At 64.8% G+C, this 14,323-nt stretch carries 19 protein-coding genes and 1 pseudogene; 9 read left to right on the top strand and 11 right to left on the bottom strand.

The window, feature by feature from the left end:
* Window positions 1-25: 25 nt before the first annotated feature.
* From OU994_RS01525 to OU994_RS01505, 5 genes are all read left to right on the top strand, one after another.
* A complete protein-coding gene (locus OU994_RS01525; RefSeq protein ID WP_281609347.1) occupies window positions 26-541 on the top strand; it encodes an energy transducer TonB in 516 nt (171 codons plus the stop codon).
* A gap of 133 nt (window positions 542-674) precedes the next feature.
* Window positions 675-1,169 (top strand): energy transducer TonB, encoded by a 495-nt coding sequence (locus tag OU994_RS01520; protein ID WP_281609346.1) that lies wholly within the window; start codon window positions 675-677, stop codon window positions 1,167-1,169.
* A 71-nt stretch (window positions 1,170-1,240) separates the two neighbouring features.
* Window positions 1,241-1,798: a hypothetical protein gene (locus OU994_RS01515; RefSeq protein ID WP_281609345.1), complete on the top strand. Its 558-nt coding sequence runs from the start codon at window positions 1,241-1,243 to the stop codon at window positions 1,796-1,798.
* 65 nt (window positions 1,799-1,863) lie between these two features.
* Entirely contained in the window at window positions 1,864-2,226 is a 363-nt protein-coding gene (locus OU994_RS01510; protein ID WP_131148490.1) for a helix-turn-helix transcriptional regulator, read from the top strand.
* Entirely contained in the window at window positions 2,213-2,737 is a 525-nt protein-coding gene (locus OU994_RS01505) for an SRPBCC domain-containing protein (RefSeq protein WP_281609344.1), read from the top strand. The genes OU994_RS01510 and OU994_RS01505 overlap by 14 nt, the downstream gene beginning before the upstream one ends.
* A gap of 3 nt (window positions 2,738-2,740) precedes the next feature.
* Here OU994_RS01505 and OU994_RS01500 read toward each other — a convergent pair whose 3' ends face one another.
* Window positions 2,741-3,748 (bottom strand): SDR family oxidoreductase, encoded by a 1,008-nt coding sequence (locus tag OU994_RS01500; RefSeq protein WP_281609343.1) that lies wholly within the window; start codon window positions 3,746-3,748, stop codon window positions 2,741-2,743.
* A gap of 116 nt (window positions 3,749-3,864) precedes the next feature.
* The gene (locus tag OU994_RS01495) at window positions 3,865-4,764 is read right to left on the bottom strand and encodes a DMT family transporter (RefSeq protein WP_281609342.1); all 900 of its coding nucleotides are present in this window, start codon (window positions 4,762-4,764) and stop codon (window positions 3,865-3,867) included.
* Window positions 4,765-4,865: 101 nt separating this feature from the next.
* Between OU994_RS01495 and OU994_RS01490 the strand changes: the two genes are divergently transcribed.
* On the top strand, window positions 4,866-5,750 hold the full coding sequence (locus OU994_RS01490; RefSeq protein WP_281609341.1) for a LysR family transcriptional regulator: 885 nt from the start codon (window positions 4,866-4,868) through the stop codon (window positions 5,748-5,750).
* Between the two features lie 20 nt (window positions 5,751-5,770).
* Here OU994_RS01490 and OU994_RS31685 read toward each other — a convergent pair whose 3' ends face one another.
* Window positions 5,771-6,136 carry an Abi family protein gene (locus tag OU994_RS31685; RefSeq protein WP_373922527.1) on the bottom strand — a complete coding sequence of 122 codons (366 nt, stop codon included), beginning with the start codon at window positions 6,134-6,136 and terminating at the stop codon, window positions 5,771-5,773.
* Window positions 6,137-6,310: 174 nt separating this feature from the next.
* On the opposite strand from OU994_RS31685, the gene OU994_RS01485 reads away from it, so the two are divergent.
* Window positions 6,311-7,507, top strand: a complete 1,197-nt coding sequence (locus tag OU994_RS01485; RefSeq protein WP_281609340.1) for an IS256 family transposase — start codon at window positions 6,311-6,313, stop codon at window positions 7,505-7,507.
* A gap of 52 nt (window positions 7,508-7,559) precedes the next feature.
* On the opposite strand, the gene OU994_RS01480 is transcribed toward OU994_RS01485, so the two are convergent.
* The 3 genes from OU994_RS01480 to OU994_RS01470 are packed head-to-tail and all read right to left on the bottom strand — an operon-like array spanning window position 7,560 to window position 9,619.
* On the bottom strand, window positions 7,560-8,264 hold the full coding sequence (locus tag OU994_RS01480) for an Abi family protein (protein WP_281609339.1): 705 nt from the start codon (window positions 8,262-8,264) through the stop codon (window positions 7,560-7,562).
* 12 nt (window positions 8,265-8,276) lie between these two features.
* On the bottom strand, window positions 8,277-8,408 hold the full coding sequence (locus OU994_RS01475) for a hypothetical protein (RefSeq protein WP_281609338.1): 132 nt from the start codon (window positions 8,406-8,408) through the stop codon (window positions 8,277-8,279).
* Window positions 8,408-9,619: an MFS transporter gene (locus OU994_RS01470; RefSeq protein ID WP_281609337.1), complete on the bottom strand. Its 1,212-nt coding sequence runs from the start codon at window positions 9,617-9,619 to the stop codon at window positions 8,408-8,410. Before OU994_RS01470 ends, OU994_RS01475 begins: the two co-directional genes overlap by 1 nt.
* Before the next feature lie 234 nt (window positions 9,620-9,853).
* Between OU994_RS01470 and OU994_RS01465 the strand changes: the two genes are divergently transcribed.
* Complete coding sequence (locus tag OU994_RS01465) at window positions 9,854-10,144, top strand: hypothetical protein (protein ID WP_281609336.1); 291 nt, start codon at window positions 9,854-9,856, stop codon at window positions 10,142-10,144.
* Here the strand turns inward: OU994_RS01465 and OU994_RS01460 are convergent.
* On the bottom strand, window positions 10,076-11,035 hold the full coding sequence (locus tag OU994_RS01460; RefSeq protein WP_281609335.1) for a LysR substrate-binding domain-containing protein: 960 nt from the start codon (window positions 11,033-11,035) through the stop codon (window positions 10,076-10,078). The genes OU994_RS01465 and OU994_RS01460 overlap by 69 nt on opposite strands.
* A 104-nt stretch (window positions 11,036-11,139) precedes the next feature.
* Between OU994_RS01460 and OU994_RS01455 the strand changes: the two genes are divergently transcribed.
* Window positions 11,140-11,619: an SRPBCC family protein gene (locus tag OU994_RS01455; RefSeq protein ID WP_281609334.1), complete on the top strand. Its 480-nt coding sequence runs from the start codon at window positions 11,140-11,142 to the stop codon at window positions 11,617-11,619.
* 82 nt (window positions 11,620-11,701) lie between these two features.
* Here OU994_RS01455 and OU994_RS01450 read toward each other — a convergent pair whose 3' ends face one another.
* From OU994_RS01450 to OU994_RS01435, 4 genes and pseudogenes are all read right to left on the bottom strand, one after another.
* Window positions 11,702-12,355, bottom strand: coding sequence for a hydrolase (locus OU994_RS01450; protein ID WP_281609333.1), 654 nt, complete (start codon window positions 12,353-12,355; stop codon window positions 11,702-11,704).
* A 181-nt stretch (window positions 12,356-12,536) separates the two neighbouring features.
* Window positions 12,537-13,001 (bottom strand): DUF2269 domain-containing protein, encoded by a 465-nt coding sequence (locus OU994_RS01445; RefSeq protein ID WP_281611558.1) that lies wholly within the window; start codon window positions 12,999-13,001, stop codon window positions 12,537-12,539.
* Complete coding sequence (locus tag OU994_RS01440; protein WP_281609332.1) at window positions 13,001-13,804, bottom strand: SDR family oxidoreductase; 804 nt, start codon at window positions 13,802-13,804, stop codon at window positions 13,001-13,003. Before OU994_RS01440 ends, OU994_RS01445 begins: the two co-directional genes overlap by 1 nt.
* Before the next feature lie 100 nt (window positions 13,805-13,904).
* A pseudogene (locus OU994_RS01435) lies at window positions 13,905-14,273 on the bottom strand (NAD-dependent epimerase/dehydratase family protein); the annotation flags it as partial.
* Between the last annotated feature and the right edge of the window lie 50 nt (window positions 14,274-14,323).

Raw genomic sequence — 14,323 nt, 5'->3', positions numbered from 1 at the left:
AGCATTTACCATTGCGGAGTTTATTTTGCGCATCATCCCTGCCATTGGCGCCGTGCTGGCGCTGTCGACGTTGCTGGCGCAGGCCCAGGAATACTCCGTGAAAGCCGACGAGCCCCAGACTGGCTCCAATCTCCGGCGCAGTACGGCACGCATCAATTTCCCACCCGACAAGACCTATGCCGAATTGCCGGAGGCGGACAAGGCCCGCCTGCGCGCCGTGTACGAGAACATGGGGCCAGATGACGAGCCGCCGTATCCGGCGCGCGGGTATGGCAAGCTGATGCGGTCAATCAGTTCCGCCCAGAACAGCGTGCAGATCGAGGGCGTGGTGGAGATGGGCGTGATCGTCGGTGCCGATGGCCAGGCCGACAGCGTCAAGGTCTACCAGTCGCCGGACCCGAAGACGACGCAGGTGATCGCCAGCGTGCTGATGCTGGAGAAATACAAGCCGGCGCTGTGCAATGCCAAACCGTGTACCCAGGAATTCCCTTTTGCCATCCGCTTCTCGCTGGAGAACCAACAGCTGAAAACCTACCGCTAGCGGCCCCGCGATGTTGCATGAAGCCGATCAAGGGCCACCTGGATTTCCGGGGCCTTGGCCGCCTTGATCATGGCTGGTTTTTCGATGGACATCGATGCGTCATGAACCGCGTTTCCACTGGGGAGTTGTCAACTTGCGAATCGCCCTTGCCTTCGGCGCCATGCTGGTACTGTCGACCAGCCTCGCCCACGCCCAGCAGTACCGCATGAAGGAGGAGGAACCACGCACCGGCACGCTCCTCAAGCGCGAGAATACCCGCCTCAGCCTGCCGCCGGACAAGACCTATGCGGAATTGTCCGAGACGGACAAGGCGCGCCTGCGCGGCATGTATGAACACATGGCGCCCGGCGACGAGCCGCCGTTCCCCGCGCGCGGCTACCGCAGCCTGATGCGGGCGATGTCCGCCGTGCAGGAGCGCCTGCAGATCGCCGGTAACGTCGACATGGGCGTGATCGTCGGCGCGGATGGCCGCGCCAGCGAGATCAAGGTGTACGGATCGTCCGACCCGCAACTGACGACCGTCATCGCCAACGTGCTGGTGCTGGAAAAGTACAAGCCGGCGCTGTGCGGTGGCACGCCTTGCACCCAGGAATTCCCGTTCCGCATGAACTTCAAGCTGCGGCACTGAAAACGGCCGCGTGGCTGGCTAGATTGTTCAAGGAAAAACTTATTACATCGTGACAATTCGTGAGTTTTACCATGGCAGCGATGCGCTATAACTGCGCCTTTTGCACGGAGCTCATGTTGCGTATCCACTTCATTCTCGGGGCCATGCTGGCGCTGGCGAGCTGCCTGGCCCATGCTCAGCAATACCGCATGGCGGAGCAGGATGCGCGTGTCGGGACCAACATCAAGCGAAACGTCGCACTTACTACCATTGCCTTCAACAAACCTTATGCCGAGCTTCCAGAAGACGAGAAAGCGCGGCTGCGGGGGATGTACGAGCAGATGGGACCGGACGACGAGCCGCCATTCCCCGTCAATGGCTATGCGCACCTGATGCGCACGCTGGCCGATATCCGCCGCAAGGTGCATATCGAAGGCGTTTTCGACCTGGGCGTCATCGTGGGACCGGATGGCCGTGCCACCGATATCAAGGTGTATCAATCTCCCGATGCCCACTCTGCCAATACGAAACTGACGAAGCTGGTTGCCGGTGTATTGATGCTGGAGAAATACAAGCCAGCCCTCTGTGAAGGCAAGCCATGTACCCAGGAGTTTCCTTTTGCCGTGCACTTCACCGCAACACGGCAATAGCTTGACACCACGCTGATCCACAGCTTACATTACCAACAGGTTAAATAAGCTTCCGGTCTTACCCCATGGACGAGCAATCTCTCCATTCCGAACAATTGAGCCTGACGTTCGCGGCCCTGGCCGACCCCACCCGCCGCGCCATCCTGGCACGCCTGGCACGGGGGCAGGCCTCGGTGTCGGAACTGGCGGCACCGTTCGACATGACGCAGCCGGCGATCACGAAGCACCTGAAGGTGCTCGAGCGCGCCGGCCTGATCTCGCGCAGCCGCGATGCGCAGTGGCGGCCATGCCGCCTGGAAGCGGCGCCGCTGCGCGAGGCGAGCGGCTGGATCGGCCAGTACCGCCGCTTGTGGGAAGAGCGCCTGGACCGCCTCGACGATTACCTGGCTGAAGTGCAAACTAAGGAGAACGAGCATGGCAAACGCTGACGAAGTTGGACTCACCATCCGCCGCGTGTTCGACGCGCCGCGCGACCTGGTCTTCGCGACAATGACCGACCCGGACCACCTGCGGCACTGGTGGGGGCCGAAGGAATGCACGATCACGGTGGCACAGGCCGACGTGCGGCCAGGCGGCATCTTCCACTATTGCATGCATCCGCGCGGCGGCACGGCCGACATGGATGTGTGGGGCCGTTTCGATTTCCAGGAAATCGAGCCGCCGCAGCGCTTCGCCTTCGTCAACGGCTTCGCGGACGAGCAGGGCAACCGCATCCGCTATCCGCTGCTGCCCATGTGGCCACTGGAAGTGCTGAACACCGTCACGCTGGAGGAAGACAACGGCCGGACGGCCTTCACGCTGCACTCGGCGCCGTTGAATGCCAGCGCGGCGGAGAACGCCATCTTCCTGGCCAGCCATGCTTCCATGGAAGGCGGTTTCGGCGGCATGTACGACGTGTACGAGGACTACCTGAAGACGCTCGACGCCGGCAAGCAATAACGGTCAATCCCCGCGCCGGGCCGCGGCGCGTTCCTCGTTCTCGCGTTCGATGCGTTCGCGGTGGCCGCCATCGATGCCGGTGGAACCGGGCATCGGCCGGTGCACCGCGCCGGCGGTGGCCGGTGCGGGCGGCGCCGTCTCGTACTGGTAACGGTGCGCCACATTGGCGGAGAACCGTTCGGCCAGGTCGGGCGCCAGCCGCGCGCCGGCGTACGCGGCCTTGGCTTTCCACCCCACCGCGAGTTCTTCCCTCGGGTGCACCGACACCCACACGATCGCATCCACCACTTTTTGCGGTTCGTCCATCAGCGGCATGCGCGGCGTACCGCCGCTGTAGTTCGCGGCGTGCGTGAAGAAGGGCGTGTCGGTGGCCCACGGCAGCACGGTGGCCACCGCGATGTTGCCGGCGCCGGTCAGCCGCAATTCCTCGTTCAGCGAGCGGCCGAGGGACAGCGTGGCCGCCTTGGTGGCCGAATACGTCGCGTGATAGGCCTGCGGGATCACGCTTTCCACCGAGCCGATATTGACCAGCGTGCCCGCGCCCTGCTTGCGGAACTGGCGGATCGCCGCATGGCTGCCGTAAATGAGGCCCTTCAGGTTCACGTCGACGATGCGCGCATGGTCGTCCAGCGGGACGCTATCGAACGCGCCGATGGCGCCCACGGCCGCGTTGTTGATCCACACGTCGACGCGGCCGAAGCGCGCCAGCGCCGCATCGAGCAGCCGCTGCACGTCTCCCTGGCGGCTGACATCCGTCGTCACCACGAGCGCATTGCCGCCTTTCGCCGCCGCTTCCGCCGCCACGGCCTCCAGCGCATCGGTGCGGCGCGCCGCCAGCACCACGTTGGCGCGCAATGCCGCCAGCTCCAGCGCCACACCCTTGCCGAAACCGCTGGAAGCGCCGGTGATCACATAGGTCTTGCCCGCCACGGCGGTGCGCTCGCTGTCCGACAGCACCGTGGCGCAGCCGCCCAGCTGCGCCACCAACAGCAACAGGATCAGGTACCGCATGCTTTCTCCTCCCTTCAGATCGCGTCATGATAGGGAGATCGCCACGCCGCCATCGCACGATACCGCGCGGCACAACACCGGCAAACAGCGCGCACGTACGTGAACGGTTCAGCGGTTCAGCGGTTCGTCAGCGTCACCCCGGCCGCCACCAGCACCCCGCCGGCCACCATCGATGCCAGCACCTGCTCGCCCAGCAGCAGCGCCGCCAGGCCGATGCCGAACACGGGCACCAGGTTGTTGAACACGGCGGTGCGCGATGCGCCGATCGCCTTCACGCCCTCGTAGTACCAGACGAAGCCCAGCACGGTGCCGAACGCGCCCAGGTAGCCCAGGCTGCCCCATACCTGCCAGCCGATGGCGCTCCACTGCAATGTCACCAGGTCGCGCCCCGCGCCCACCAGCAGGAACAGCAAGCCCCACAGCGCGGCATAGGTGGTGGCGGCGACCGGCGTCAGGCCCTTCAGCGCGGCGCGGCCCACCAGCGTGTACGCGGCCCAGCTGCTGATCGCGCACAGCATCAGCAGTTCGCCCTTGCCCAGCGACTGGCCGATGTCGTGCAGGGCCGCCATCGGGTCGCCGCGGGTGATGACGATCGCCGCGCCGGCGAAGGCCAGCGCGATGCCGGCCCACTTCACGGCGTGCAGCCGTTCGCGCAGCAGCACGGCGGCGGCCAGCGCGGTCACGATCGGGTTCAGCGCGATGAACAGCGCGGCGCGCCCGGCCGGCATCGAGCCCAGCGCACCGAAGAAGCACAGGTTGTACAGGAAGATGCCGGTCAGGCCCAGCGCCGCGGTGGCCGCCATCTGCTTGCCGCTCAGGCGCGGCAGGCCGCCCTCCTTCAACCATGCGACCAGCAGCAGCAGGACGGCCGCCACGGCGAAACGCAGCGCGGCGGCCGTCATCGCCGGCAGCGCATGGGCGACGATGCGGCCGGCGATGAACGTGCCGCCCCAGAACAGGGTGACCAGTACGAGTTTCACGTACACGAGATTGTTTTTCAGGAGAGGGCTGTTCATGTTCCGCTTGCATCCGGGGTTGGGGAAGCCATACAGTATTACTTATCCCGACTCATAGGCAAATGAGCAAAAGCTCATGGCCACCTTTCCATCGGACTACCATGACCTTCACCCAACTGGAAATCTTCGTGATGGTGGCCGAGATGCGCGGCTTCACCTCGGCCGCGCTGCGCCTCGGCATCAGCCAGTCCGCCGTCTCGCACGCCATCCGCTCGCTCGAGCAGGAACTCGACGTGCAGCTGGTGGAACGCCAGCAGGCCGCCGTCGAAGTGACGGAACTGGGCCGCCGCCTGCTGCTGCGCGCCCGCGAGATCCTCGGCCTGCAGGAAGCGATGCGGCAGGATGCCTCGGTGGCGCGCGGCCTGAACCAGGGCCTGATCCGCATCGGCTCGTTCGGCCCCACGTCCTCCCTGAAACTGCTGCCGGCGATCCTGCAGGCGTTCCGCGCGCGCTATCCCGGCATCGAAGTGCAGATCGACGAAGGGCCGGATGCCGCCGTCATCCAGTGGGTGGCGGACCGCCGCGTGGATGTCGGTTTCGCCGTGCTGCCGGACGACCGCTTCGACACCATACCGCTGGTCGAGGACCAGCTGGTGGCCCTGCTGCAGCGCGATCACCCGCTGGCGGCCAGGAAGTCCGTTACGCTGGAGGAGCTGGTGGGCATTCCCTTCATCATGCCGGAACAGGGTTGCTCGGCGCTGGTCGAGCCGCTGTTCGCCAATGCCGCGCTGGCGCCGCACGTGCGCTACCGCATGTCGCAGATGGTCACGGTGCTGGGCCTGGTCGACAATGGCGACGGCGTCACCGTGATGCCCGAGCTGGCGCTGCCGCACGCGATGGCGCAAACGCATCCGCGCATCGTCGCGCGGCCGCTGCGGCCGATGGCGCGGCGGCGCGTCGGGCTGATCCTGCGCAACCTGTCGCGCGCCGCGCCGGCCGTGCAGGCGTTCGTGGAAATCGCGCGCACGGCGGCGAAGTCGCTTTGATCTGCAAAGGCATGCAGGGTCTATGGTCTCCAGATCCTGCAGGTTTCCCAGTGATCCGGCATCCCCATCGATGTCTTGACCCGATCAGCTTCCGGGTATTTTTTTAACAGCTGATTGAGGCCGTCCTTGATGTTTTCAACGAGCCCCGAAATCTTGCTGATCTGCCGTATGACAAGGATGGCTGTGTAGGTTGTATTGTGGGCGTTTCGATGGCCACTGCCTACTGGAGAGACGCTGACAATGTTTGGCACGTCTATGCTTCTCGGTGCCGCCAGATTTCTGTTCCATAAGCGTGTGTGATGTGCACATAGATTCCTGACCGCACGCAATGCGTCGATCCAGGATAGCAATATGTCGAAACTGGCTGCACCCAATGTTTGCGCCATTTTGTCGAGCGGTGTACTGACAGGTGTTCCAGCAGTGGATTGTGTCCCGCAGCGTGGTGTATGAAGACTTCGCCAGAGTTGGCGTTTAGGAAGGCAGCTTGAGGGCGGCCATTGTGATTCTTGAGGTAATGTTGGGTTTGCGAAGACCTTAACAAAACCACAGTAGGAGCCACAATGACCGACGCCACTATCGCATTATCCGAGCTCGCCGAAAAGGGGGCAGAAGCAGATTTCATCCGTCAAACGCTGCAGCACGCCCTGCAGCGGCTTATGGAGATGGATGTCGAAGCGCTCTGCCAAGCTGCATACGGCCAACGCAGCGATGAGCGCATTAACAGCCGCAACGGCTACCGCGACCGGGCTTACGAAACCCGGGCCGGCAAGGTTGATCTGAAAATCCCGAAGCTGCGCAGTGGCAGCTACTTCCCCGGCTTTCTCGAGCCAAGGCGCACTGCCGAAAAGGCGCTCACTGCAGTCATCCAAGAAGCCTACATCCAGGGGATCTCGACGCGCTCAGTCGATGAGCTGGTCAAGGCAATGGGCATGAGCGGGGTATCGAAAAGTCAGGTTTCCCGGCTGTGCGAAGAGATCGACGAGCGCGTACAAACGTTCTTGAATCGGCCGATCGAAGGCGATTGGCCCTACTTGTGGATCGACGCGACATACGTGAAGTCGCGCCAGGCCGGGCGGGTCGTTTCCGTGGCCGTGATAATCGCCGTGGCCGTCAATACCGATGGTGTGCGTGAGATTCTTGGCGTAGCAACTGGGCCTTCGGAGGCAGAGCCTTTCTGGACCGACTTCCTGCGCGGTCTGACGCGTCGCGGCCTACGTGGCGTGAAGCTGGTCATTTCCGACGCCCACGAAGGCCTCAAAGCCGCTGCCAGCAAAGTACTCAAAACGAGCTGGCAGCGCTGCCGCGCCCACTTCATCCGCAATGCCCTGGCCCATGCTGGAAAGGGCCAGCGACAAGCCGTACTCGCCATGATCAACACGATCTTCGTGCAGGAAACTGCGGAAGCGGCCAGTGCACAGTGGCGCATCGTTGCCGATCAGCTGCGGGCCAAATTTCCGAAACTGGCTGCGATGATGGACGATGCTGAGCACGAGGTACTGACGTTTATGACCTTCCCGAAAGCGCATCGGACCCAAATTCACAGCACCAATCCGCTTGAAAGATTGAACGCCGAGGTGAAGCGTAGAACCAACGTCATCGGTATATTCCCTAACGATGCCGCCATCATCCGCTTGGTCGGGGCCATGATGCTCGAACAGAATGACGAGTGGTCCTTGCAGCGCCGATACATGCAGCTTGAAGGATTATTGTCCTTGAGCGACAATCAGCCCGCACGGCTCTCCGCCGTGATTAACTGATCGGGGACCCAGCCCCTTGAGAATCACTTCTCATACACCACTCCTGGGGACACTATCCAGCAGTGTGGCCAAACGCCTTTGCATGCTGATCCAATGCCCTGAAAATTTCCCTTATCTGCCCGAGCGTAGTGAGATCAGCAACGACCCAGAATGGCGGCAAGCCTTTGTGAGATGAAGAAATTTGGTTGTAGTAAGAACGGTGATAGTGCTGCGCGAATTCTTCCTTGCTTCGGGTGAAGTCGGCATGAAGGCTGTCGATGATTCGCTGCGGATACCTCTGGCGATGAAACCATTTCTGCTCGAGATACCAAAATCCATCGCCTGACGCGAGCGACATTGTGGCGTCCAGTTTCGTGCGAAATAAAACTTCGATTTGAGAAAGGACGTCAAAAAGCAGATGACGCAGCTCTTCATCGAAGCAATACATTTGTCGAGCTTGCTCGACGTTGGTGCCCGCGGCAAATTGCCACGGTCTGGCCTTTGCCCGATCAAAGTAAGGATATAAATAGCCGCGGAAACGGTAGTAATTTACTCGTCCCAGGAACGCTTCCGTAGAGGGAATATCGTTCACAACCAAGCCTTGAGTTTGCAACTTCCCTATCAGCTGCCGCGCAGTGCGGGAAGGCTTGGTGTAAGGGATCAGTGTGAAGACCATAGATGTAGAAAAGCCACCAGTACTTTGAACAATTTCTCGTTCTCGGTTTGAACAGGTGGCGTTGTTGAACGCGATGTTAACCAAATTCGGGTAACGGCGCAAGCGAACTAAGCGCTAGCACAGCGTGAACATCGCGGCGAGCACCAGCACGCTGGCCGGGTCCAGCAGCGCATCGGTGGCCCAGGCGCACACGGCGCACAGCGCGAGCACCGCCGCGATGCGGCCGAGCGACTCGCGGCGGTTCATCACGCCGCCTGCAGCCGCGCCACGGCACGGTCGTCGATCGGCCAGTGCAGCGCGGCCGCCGCCAGGCCGATCAATACCGCGAGCAGCCACATCGTGTTGTACGAGCCGGTGGCATCGAACACGGCGCCGCCCAGCCACATGCCGAGGAAGCCGCCCAGCTGGTGGCCGACGAACACGAAACCGAACAGCGTGGCCAGGTACCGCACGCCGAAGACCTGCGAGACCAGGCCATTGGTCAGCGGCACGGTGCCGAGCCACGTGAGGCCCATCACGAACGAGAAGGCGTAGACGCTGGCCGTGCTGACAGGAAGCAGCGCGAACGCCAGCATCGCGGCGGACCGCACCAGGTACAGGCCGGCCAGCAGGTACTTGCGGCGGTAGATGCCGCCCAGTTGCCCGCACAGGTAGGTGCCCGCCACGTTGGCCAGCGCGATGATGGCCAGCGCGGCCACGCCCGTCTGCGGCGGCAGGCCCTGGTCCATCAGGAAAGCGGGGAAGTGGCCGGCGATGAACGCAAGCTGGAAGCCGCAGGCGAGAAAGCCCAGGTTCAGCAGCCAGAAGCCGCGGTGCGACAACGCTTCGCGGATCGCGCCGCCCATCGACTGCGCCTGCCGGTCCGGTGAGGCGGCCTGGCGGTCGTCCAGCGGCCAGGCGAGCGGCAGCGCCAAAGCCAGGACAAGGGCGAACACCGTCAGCGCAAGCATCCAGCCCAGGCCGCCGATCAGCTGCTGCGTGGCCGGCACCATGGCGAACTGGCCGACGCCGCCGACCGCGCCGGCCATGCCGAGCGCCCAGCTGCGCCGCGCCGGCGGCACGATGCGGCTGATGGCGCCGTACACGACGCCGAACGTGGTGCCGGACAGCGCCACGCCGATCAGCAAGCCGGCCGACAGCGCCAGTTCCATGCTGGTGGCGGCATGCGCCATCAGGTACAGCCCGAGCGCATACAGCACGCAGCCGGCGGCCAGCACCCGGCGTGCACCCCAGCGGTCGGCAATCATGCCCGTGACCGGTTGCGCCAGCCCCCAGACCAGGTTCTGCAGTGCGATGGCCAGCGCGAACGCTTCACGCCCCCAGCCACGCGTGCCGATCATCGGCAGCATGAACAGGCCCTGCACATGGCGCATGCCCAGCGCCAGGCCGACGATGATGCCGCCGCACAGTACGGCGGCCAGCGGGGCGTGGGCTTTCGCGGTACGGAAAGCGTTCATGGCCGTTCCCTGCAGTCCGCCGCCGGCGTGGCGCCGGTCACGATCAGTCCATTGTCCATGCAATCCTCCTGGTGAACCGCCAGCATAGCGCTGCGCGGCACCCCGCCACCAGCGGCGAATGGGCATGCGAGCCATGCGCGCCGCGCATGCGGCCGATGCCGGTTTCGCGCTTGAGGCATGCCGCCCGGTGCCGCACAATCGCTGCAAGATGGAGGGCATCATGCGGAGTGCATCATGCGATTGATTTTGCAACCGATGGAACAGGCCACGCTGCGGGTACGCGGCACCGTCCGCGTGCGCTGCCTGGGCGGCACGCTGTGGATCACCGGCTGCGACGGGATCGATCGCCTGCTGGAGCAGGATGAAGCGGCCGAGCTGCGGGCGATGCAGGCGACGCACCTGTCGAGCGTGCGGCGCACCCGCCAGGTCGACTTCGAGCTGGAAGTGGCCTTGCCTTCAAGCCGCCTGCGACGCGCCGTCGCCGCCATTGCCGGCCTGGCCGGCCAGTTGCGCCAGTTCCTGTGACGTGATGCCGACCTGGCCTTGCAGCCATGCCTGCACCACGGCGACTTCGTGGCGCGGCTGCGCCGTGGCCTGCAGCAGCCAGTAGGCGTAGTCGACCCGCGTGCGCCGCGCCATCTGGGCCACCAGCCGCCCATCCTTCAGCATCGGCAGGACGAGGGCAAGGCGGCCCAGTGCCACGCCATTGCCGTCGAGCGCGGCGGCGATCACCTGGTCGTACTGGTTGAAGCGCAGCGTGGCTTGCGGACGGTACGGCAAGGCATGGCGCTGCAGCCACGTGGCCCACTGCAGGAACGGGCGGCCCGGTTCGTCCAGGTCCAGCAGCACCTGGCGCGGCAGGGCATCCGGCGCCGCGAAAGCGGCCGCCGCGATCGCCGGGCTGGCGACCGGCACCACGTCCTCGTCGAACAGGCGCACCGCGTCGGCCGGAACAGCCGATGGCGGCGCGTAGCGGATCGCCAGGTCCACGCCATCCTGGCGCAGGTCCATCAGCCGGTTGCTGGTGGCCAGGCGCAGGTCCAGGTCCGGGTGCGCCGCCTGGAACGCGCCCAGCCGGGGCAGGATCCACAGGCCGGCCACGCCGATGCTGGCGGAAATGGTCACGGGGCGGGGCGTGGCCTGCTTCAGCGTGTCGGACAGTTCGGCCAGCTGGTCCAGCCATGGCGAGACGAGGTCGAACAGCTGCCGGCCGGCGTCCGTCAGCATGATCGCGCGGTTGCCGCGCACGAACAGCGGCGTGCCGAGCCGGTCTTCCAGCGCCTGGACCTGGCGGCTGACGGCCGATTGCGTCAGGCACAGATCCTGTGCCGCGGCGGTGATAGAGAGGCGGCGCGCGGCCGCCACGAAGCCGCGCAGGGCATCCAGCGGCGGCAGGTTCAGCAGCAAGTTGGCCATGTGTCCTCCATCGAACGCCGATCATATCGCATTAGAATATTGCAAACGAATGAAGCAACCGGATGACGCAACCGGATGACGCAAAGATCGCGAGCGGAGAAAACATGGACGAGTGCAACATGGACGGCGAACGCAGCATGGACGACGGCAGCATGGACGATTGCAACATCGTGACGACCCGCGTGCTGGATGCGCCGCGCGGGCGGGTGTTCGCCGCCTTCAGCGATCCGGAACAGCTGGCGCAATGGTGGGGCCCGGAAGGCTTCACGAGCACTTTCCAGGGTTTCGATTTCACGGCGGGCGGCGCGTGGACCTTCGTGATGCACGGGCCGGACGGCACGACCTATCCGAACGAATCGCATTTCGTGGAGATCGTGCCGGGCGAACGGATCGTGTTCGACCACGTCTCCGGCCATGCGTTCCGCGCCACGTTCGAGTTCACCGACGCGGACGGCAAGACGCGGCTGCGCTGGACGATGCATTTCGGCGACCCGGCCGAGTGCGCGAAGGTGGCGCGCTTCGTGGCCGGTGCCAACGAGCAGAACCTCGATCGCCTGGCCGCGCTGCTGCGGCACGCGCCCTAGTCGAAAATAGCAGGCGCCGCCAGCCGCGGCGCCCGGTGGAAAGCGGCGCCCGGAGACCCTCCCGCTCCGGGCGCGCCCGCCATCAATGCCCTTCCGAGGCGTTGAACATCGACTTGGCGTAGACCAGCCCCAGGCCGTAGGCGCCGCCGTGCTGTACCGAAGTCTTCACGGTCTGGTCGTAGGTGTCGCCGCGGGCCCAGTCGCGCTGCAGTTCGAGCAGGTATTGCAGCGACGTGATCGGGCGGGCACCGGCCTGCACCATCCGCTGCACGGCGCGCTCATGCGCTTCCTCGGTGATGTCGCCCGAGGCATCGGTGATCACGTACACCTCGAAACCCTGGTCCAGCGCGGACAGTGCGGGGCCGACGATGCACACCGACGTCCACAGCCCGGCCAGCACGATGCGGTCCTTGCCGATCGCATTGACGCGATCGGCGATGCGCTGGTCTTCCCACGTGTTCATGGTGGTGCGGTCGATCGGCTTCTGGTCCGGGAACACAGACTGGATCTCTTCGTAGATGGGGCCGGAGAACGATTCGGCGGCCACCGTGGTGAGGATGGTCGGCACCTTGAATTCAGCCGCGGCCTTCGCGACCAGCGCGGTGTTATTGCGCAGCACGGTGGCATCGATCGATTTGGTGGCGAACGACATCTGCGACTGGTGATCGATCAGGATCAGCGTGTGGTCCGCGCCGTTCAGCAGGGTTTTACCGGGTTGGGCTTTGGCGATTGGCATGATGTTTTCTCCTGGGATTAAATGGATTGTCGATATCTTCGAAAGTCTGGCGCCGCGCTACGCTGCCGTGTTCTCTTGGCTGTTTCGCCTGCGCTGCGTCGATGGAATGAAGTATGAACAAGTCGGGGAGAAAACAAAAACGGAAAGATTGCCGTCCTATTATCGAAAATTTCGAAAGTCTTTACATGGGCTTGGCCACCATCAGCCAGAACACCGCGAGGAAGGCGAAGAATGCGGGAATGCCCAGCACCACCCAGATCTTGAAGTAACGCCAGAACAGGGGCGGCAAGGGCGTGCCGTTCGCCGCGGCGGCGGCCGACAGGTCGCGCAGCCGCATCTGCAGCCACACCACCGGGAACCAGCACAGCCCGGCGATGGCGAACAGGATCACCGACCACATGATCCACTTGCTGTGCAGCGGGTAGCCGGCGAGGTGGATCAGGTAAAAACCCGTCAATGGCTGGGCGACCATGGTGGTGGCCGTGAACAGCCAGTCGGCCGTCACGACGATGCGCGACACCACGGCAACGGCCGCCACGTTGCGGCTGACGACGGTGAACAGCAGATACCAGGCCGAGCCGATGCCGGTGCCGAACAGGAACGTGGCACTGAGGATGTGCAGCCACTTCACCACCAGGTATTCCATCACGTCTTCCCCTTTTCGAGTTCGTACAGCAACCAGATCGCCGCCAGCATCGGCAGGTTCTTGCTGAGCGGGCCATACGGGTGCCACAGGAATTCCGGCAGGCGCAGCGCGATCACGACCGTGTAGAAGCCGATCAGCGCGATCTGCGCCAGCCACAGCGGGCGGCGCCAGCGCGGCGGCAGCGCCAGCGTGCCGATGCCGAACGCAAGATCGAGCGCACTGGCCCCATACAGCATCAGCGGCGCCAGCATGGCCGGTATGCCGCTGCGCTCGAGCAGCCGGTAGCTGTCTTCGACCGGCCACGCGAAGGCGGAGACAAAGGCCGTCCAGATCCAGACGATCGCCAGGCTGATGCGCAGCAGCGGCAGCAGCCAGTCCAGTTGCGCCGCGCGGCGTTCCGCCTGTGGATGAGTAATGAACTTGTCCACAGCGCGCGGCGGGCGTCCCAGCAGCCGCGACGTCATGGCGGGATCGGCCGTGTTGCCGCGGGCGAGCATGCGCAGCGTGTCCGGCGTGAGCGGGCTGCCCGGCACGAAGCCGCCCAGCCAGGCCGCGCCGCGCGCCACGGCGCCCGGCAGCGGCAGCACGCGCAGCCGGCCCAGGCCCAGCGCGCGGCGCAGCGTGGCCAGGTAGCCGATGAACGGCAGCGGCGCGGGGCCGACCAGGGGCACCCGCATGCTGCGCGGCCCGCCCGTTTCCTCCAGCAGCGCCAGGATCGCCTGGCACGCGTCGTCCACGTGGATCGGCTGCACCGGTTGCGGCGCGCTGCCGAAGCGCACCGCGAGCGGCATGGTGGCCAGCATGCGGAACAGGCGGGCACTGGCGCCCTCGGGGCCGTAGTACCAGCGACGGCTGCACGATGCGGGAGCGCAGCGGCAGCGTGGCCAGGAAATCGTCCGCCGCCTTCTTGCTCAGGTGGTACGGCGTGGTGGCCGCTTCGTCCGCGCCCAGCGCCGAGACCTGGACCACGAGGCGCACGCGGGCCTCGGCGCAGGCGGCGAACAGCGCGCGCGGCGTTTCCGAGTGCAGCCGCGCGAACGTCTGCCCGCGCGACTCGCGGATGATGCCGACCGTATTGATCACCGCGTCGACGCCGGACAGGCGCGCCACCCAGTGCGATTTTTCGCTATCGTGGGCGAAATCGGCCGCGATGAAGTCGCAGCCGGGCTGGCCGCGGCGCCCGGCGCACACCACGCGGTGGCCCCTGGCGCGCAACAGCGGCAACAGGCGGGAACCGAGAAAACCGGTCGAACCGGTGAGCAGGATCAGCATCGGAGGTCCTCGTCGTCATGAGGGACCCAGTGTACGAAGAATCGCAAATA

The sequence above is a fragment of the Pseudoduganella sp. SL102 genome, from assembly GCF_027856995.1.
GTDB lineage: Bacteria > Pseudomonadota > Gammaproteobacteria > Burkholderiales > Burkholderiaceae_D > Rugamonas > Rugamonas albidiflava.
Note: the sequence above shows the minus strand (reverse complement) of the source record. Positions and strands in the feature narration are given on the sequence as shown.

What these genes read in the sequence shown, in the direction of transcription:
- OU994_RS01515 (WP_281609345.1), top strand. Translation starts at nt 1,241, where the DNA reads ATGGCAGCGATGCGCTATAACTGCGCCTTTTGCACGGAGCTCATGTTG.
- OU994_RS01510 (WP_131148490.1), top strand. Translation starts at nt 1,864, where the DNA reads ATGGACGAGCAATCTCTCCATTCCGAACAATTGAGCCTGACGTTCGCG.
- OU994_RS01505 (WP_281609344.1), top strand. Translation starts at nt 2,213, where the DNA reads ATGGCAAACGCTGACGAAGTTGGACTCACCATCCGCCGCGTGTTCGAC.
- OU994_RS01500 (WP_281609343.1), bottom strand. Translation starts at nt 3,748, where the DNA reads ATGCGGTACCTGATCCTGTTGCTGTTGGTGGCGCAGCTGGGCGGCTGC.
- OU994_RS01495 (WP_281609342.1), bottom strand. Translation starts at nt 4,764, where the DNA reads ATGAACAGCCCTCTCCTGAAAAACAATCTCGTGTACGTGAAACTCGTA.
- OU994_RS01490 (WP_281609341.1), top strand. Translation starts at nt 4,866, where the DNA reads ATGACCTTCACCCAACTGGAAATCTTCGTGATGGTGGCCGAGATGCGC.
- OU994_RS31685 (WP_373922527.1), bottom strand. Translation starts at nt 6,136, where the DNA reads ATGGCGCAAACATTGGGTGCAGCCAGTTTCGACATATTGCTATCCTGG.
- OU994_RS01485 (WP_281609340.1), top strand. Translation starts at nt 6,311, where the DNA reads ATGACCGACGCCACTATCGCATTATCCGAGCTCGCCGAAAAGGGGGCA.
- OU994_RS01475 (WP_281609338.1), bottom strand. Translation starts at nt 8,408, where the DNA reads ATGAACCGCCGCGAGTCGCTCGGCCGCATCGCGGCGGTGCTCGCGCTG.
- OU994_RS01470 (WP_281609337.1), bottom strand. Translation starts at nt 9,619, where the DNA reads ATGAACGCTTTCCGTACCGCGAAAGCCCACGCCCCGCTGGCCGCCGTA.
- OU994_RS01465 (WP_281609336.1), top strand. Translation starts at nt 9,854, where the DNA reads ATGCGATTGATTTTGCAACCGATGGAACAGGCCACGCTGCGGGTACGC.
- OU994_RS01460 (WP_281609335.1), bottom strand. Translation starts at nt 11,035, where the DNA reads ATGGCCAACTTGCTGCTGAACCTGCCGCCGCTGGATGCCCTGCGCGGC.
- OU994_RS01455 (WP_281609334.1), top strand. Translation starts at nt 11,140, where the DNA reads ATGGACGAGTGCAACATGGACGGCGAACGCAGCATGGACGACGGCAGC.
- OU994_RS01450 (WP_281609333.1), bottom strand. Translation starts at nt 12,355, where the DNA reads ATGCCAATCGCCAAAGCCCAACCCGGTAAAACCCTGCTGAACGGCGCG.
- OU994_RS01445 (WP_281611558.1), bottom strand. Translation starts at nt 13,001, where the DNA reads ATGGAATACCTGGTGGTGAAGTGGCTGCACATCCTCAGTGCCACGTTC.
- OU994_RS01440 (WP_281609332.1), bottom strand. Translation starts at nt 13,804, where the DNA reads ATGCTGGCCACCATGCCGCTCGCGGTGCGCTTCGGCAGCGCGCCGCAA.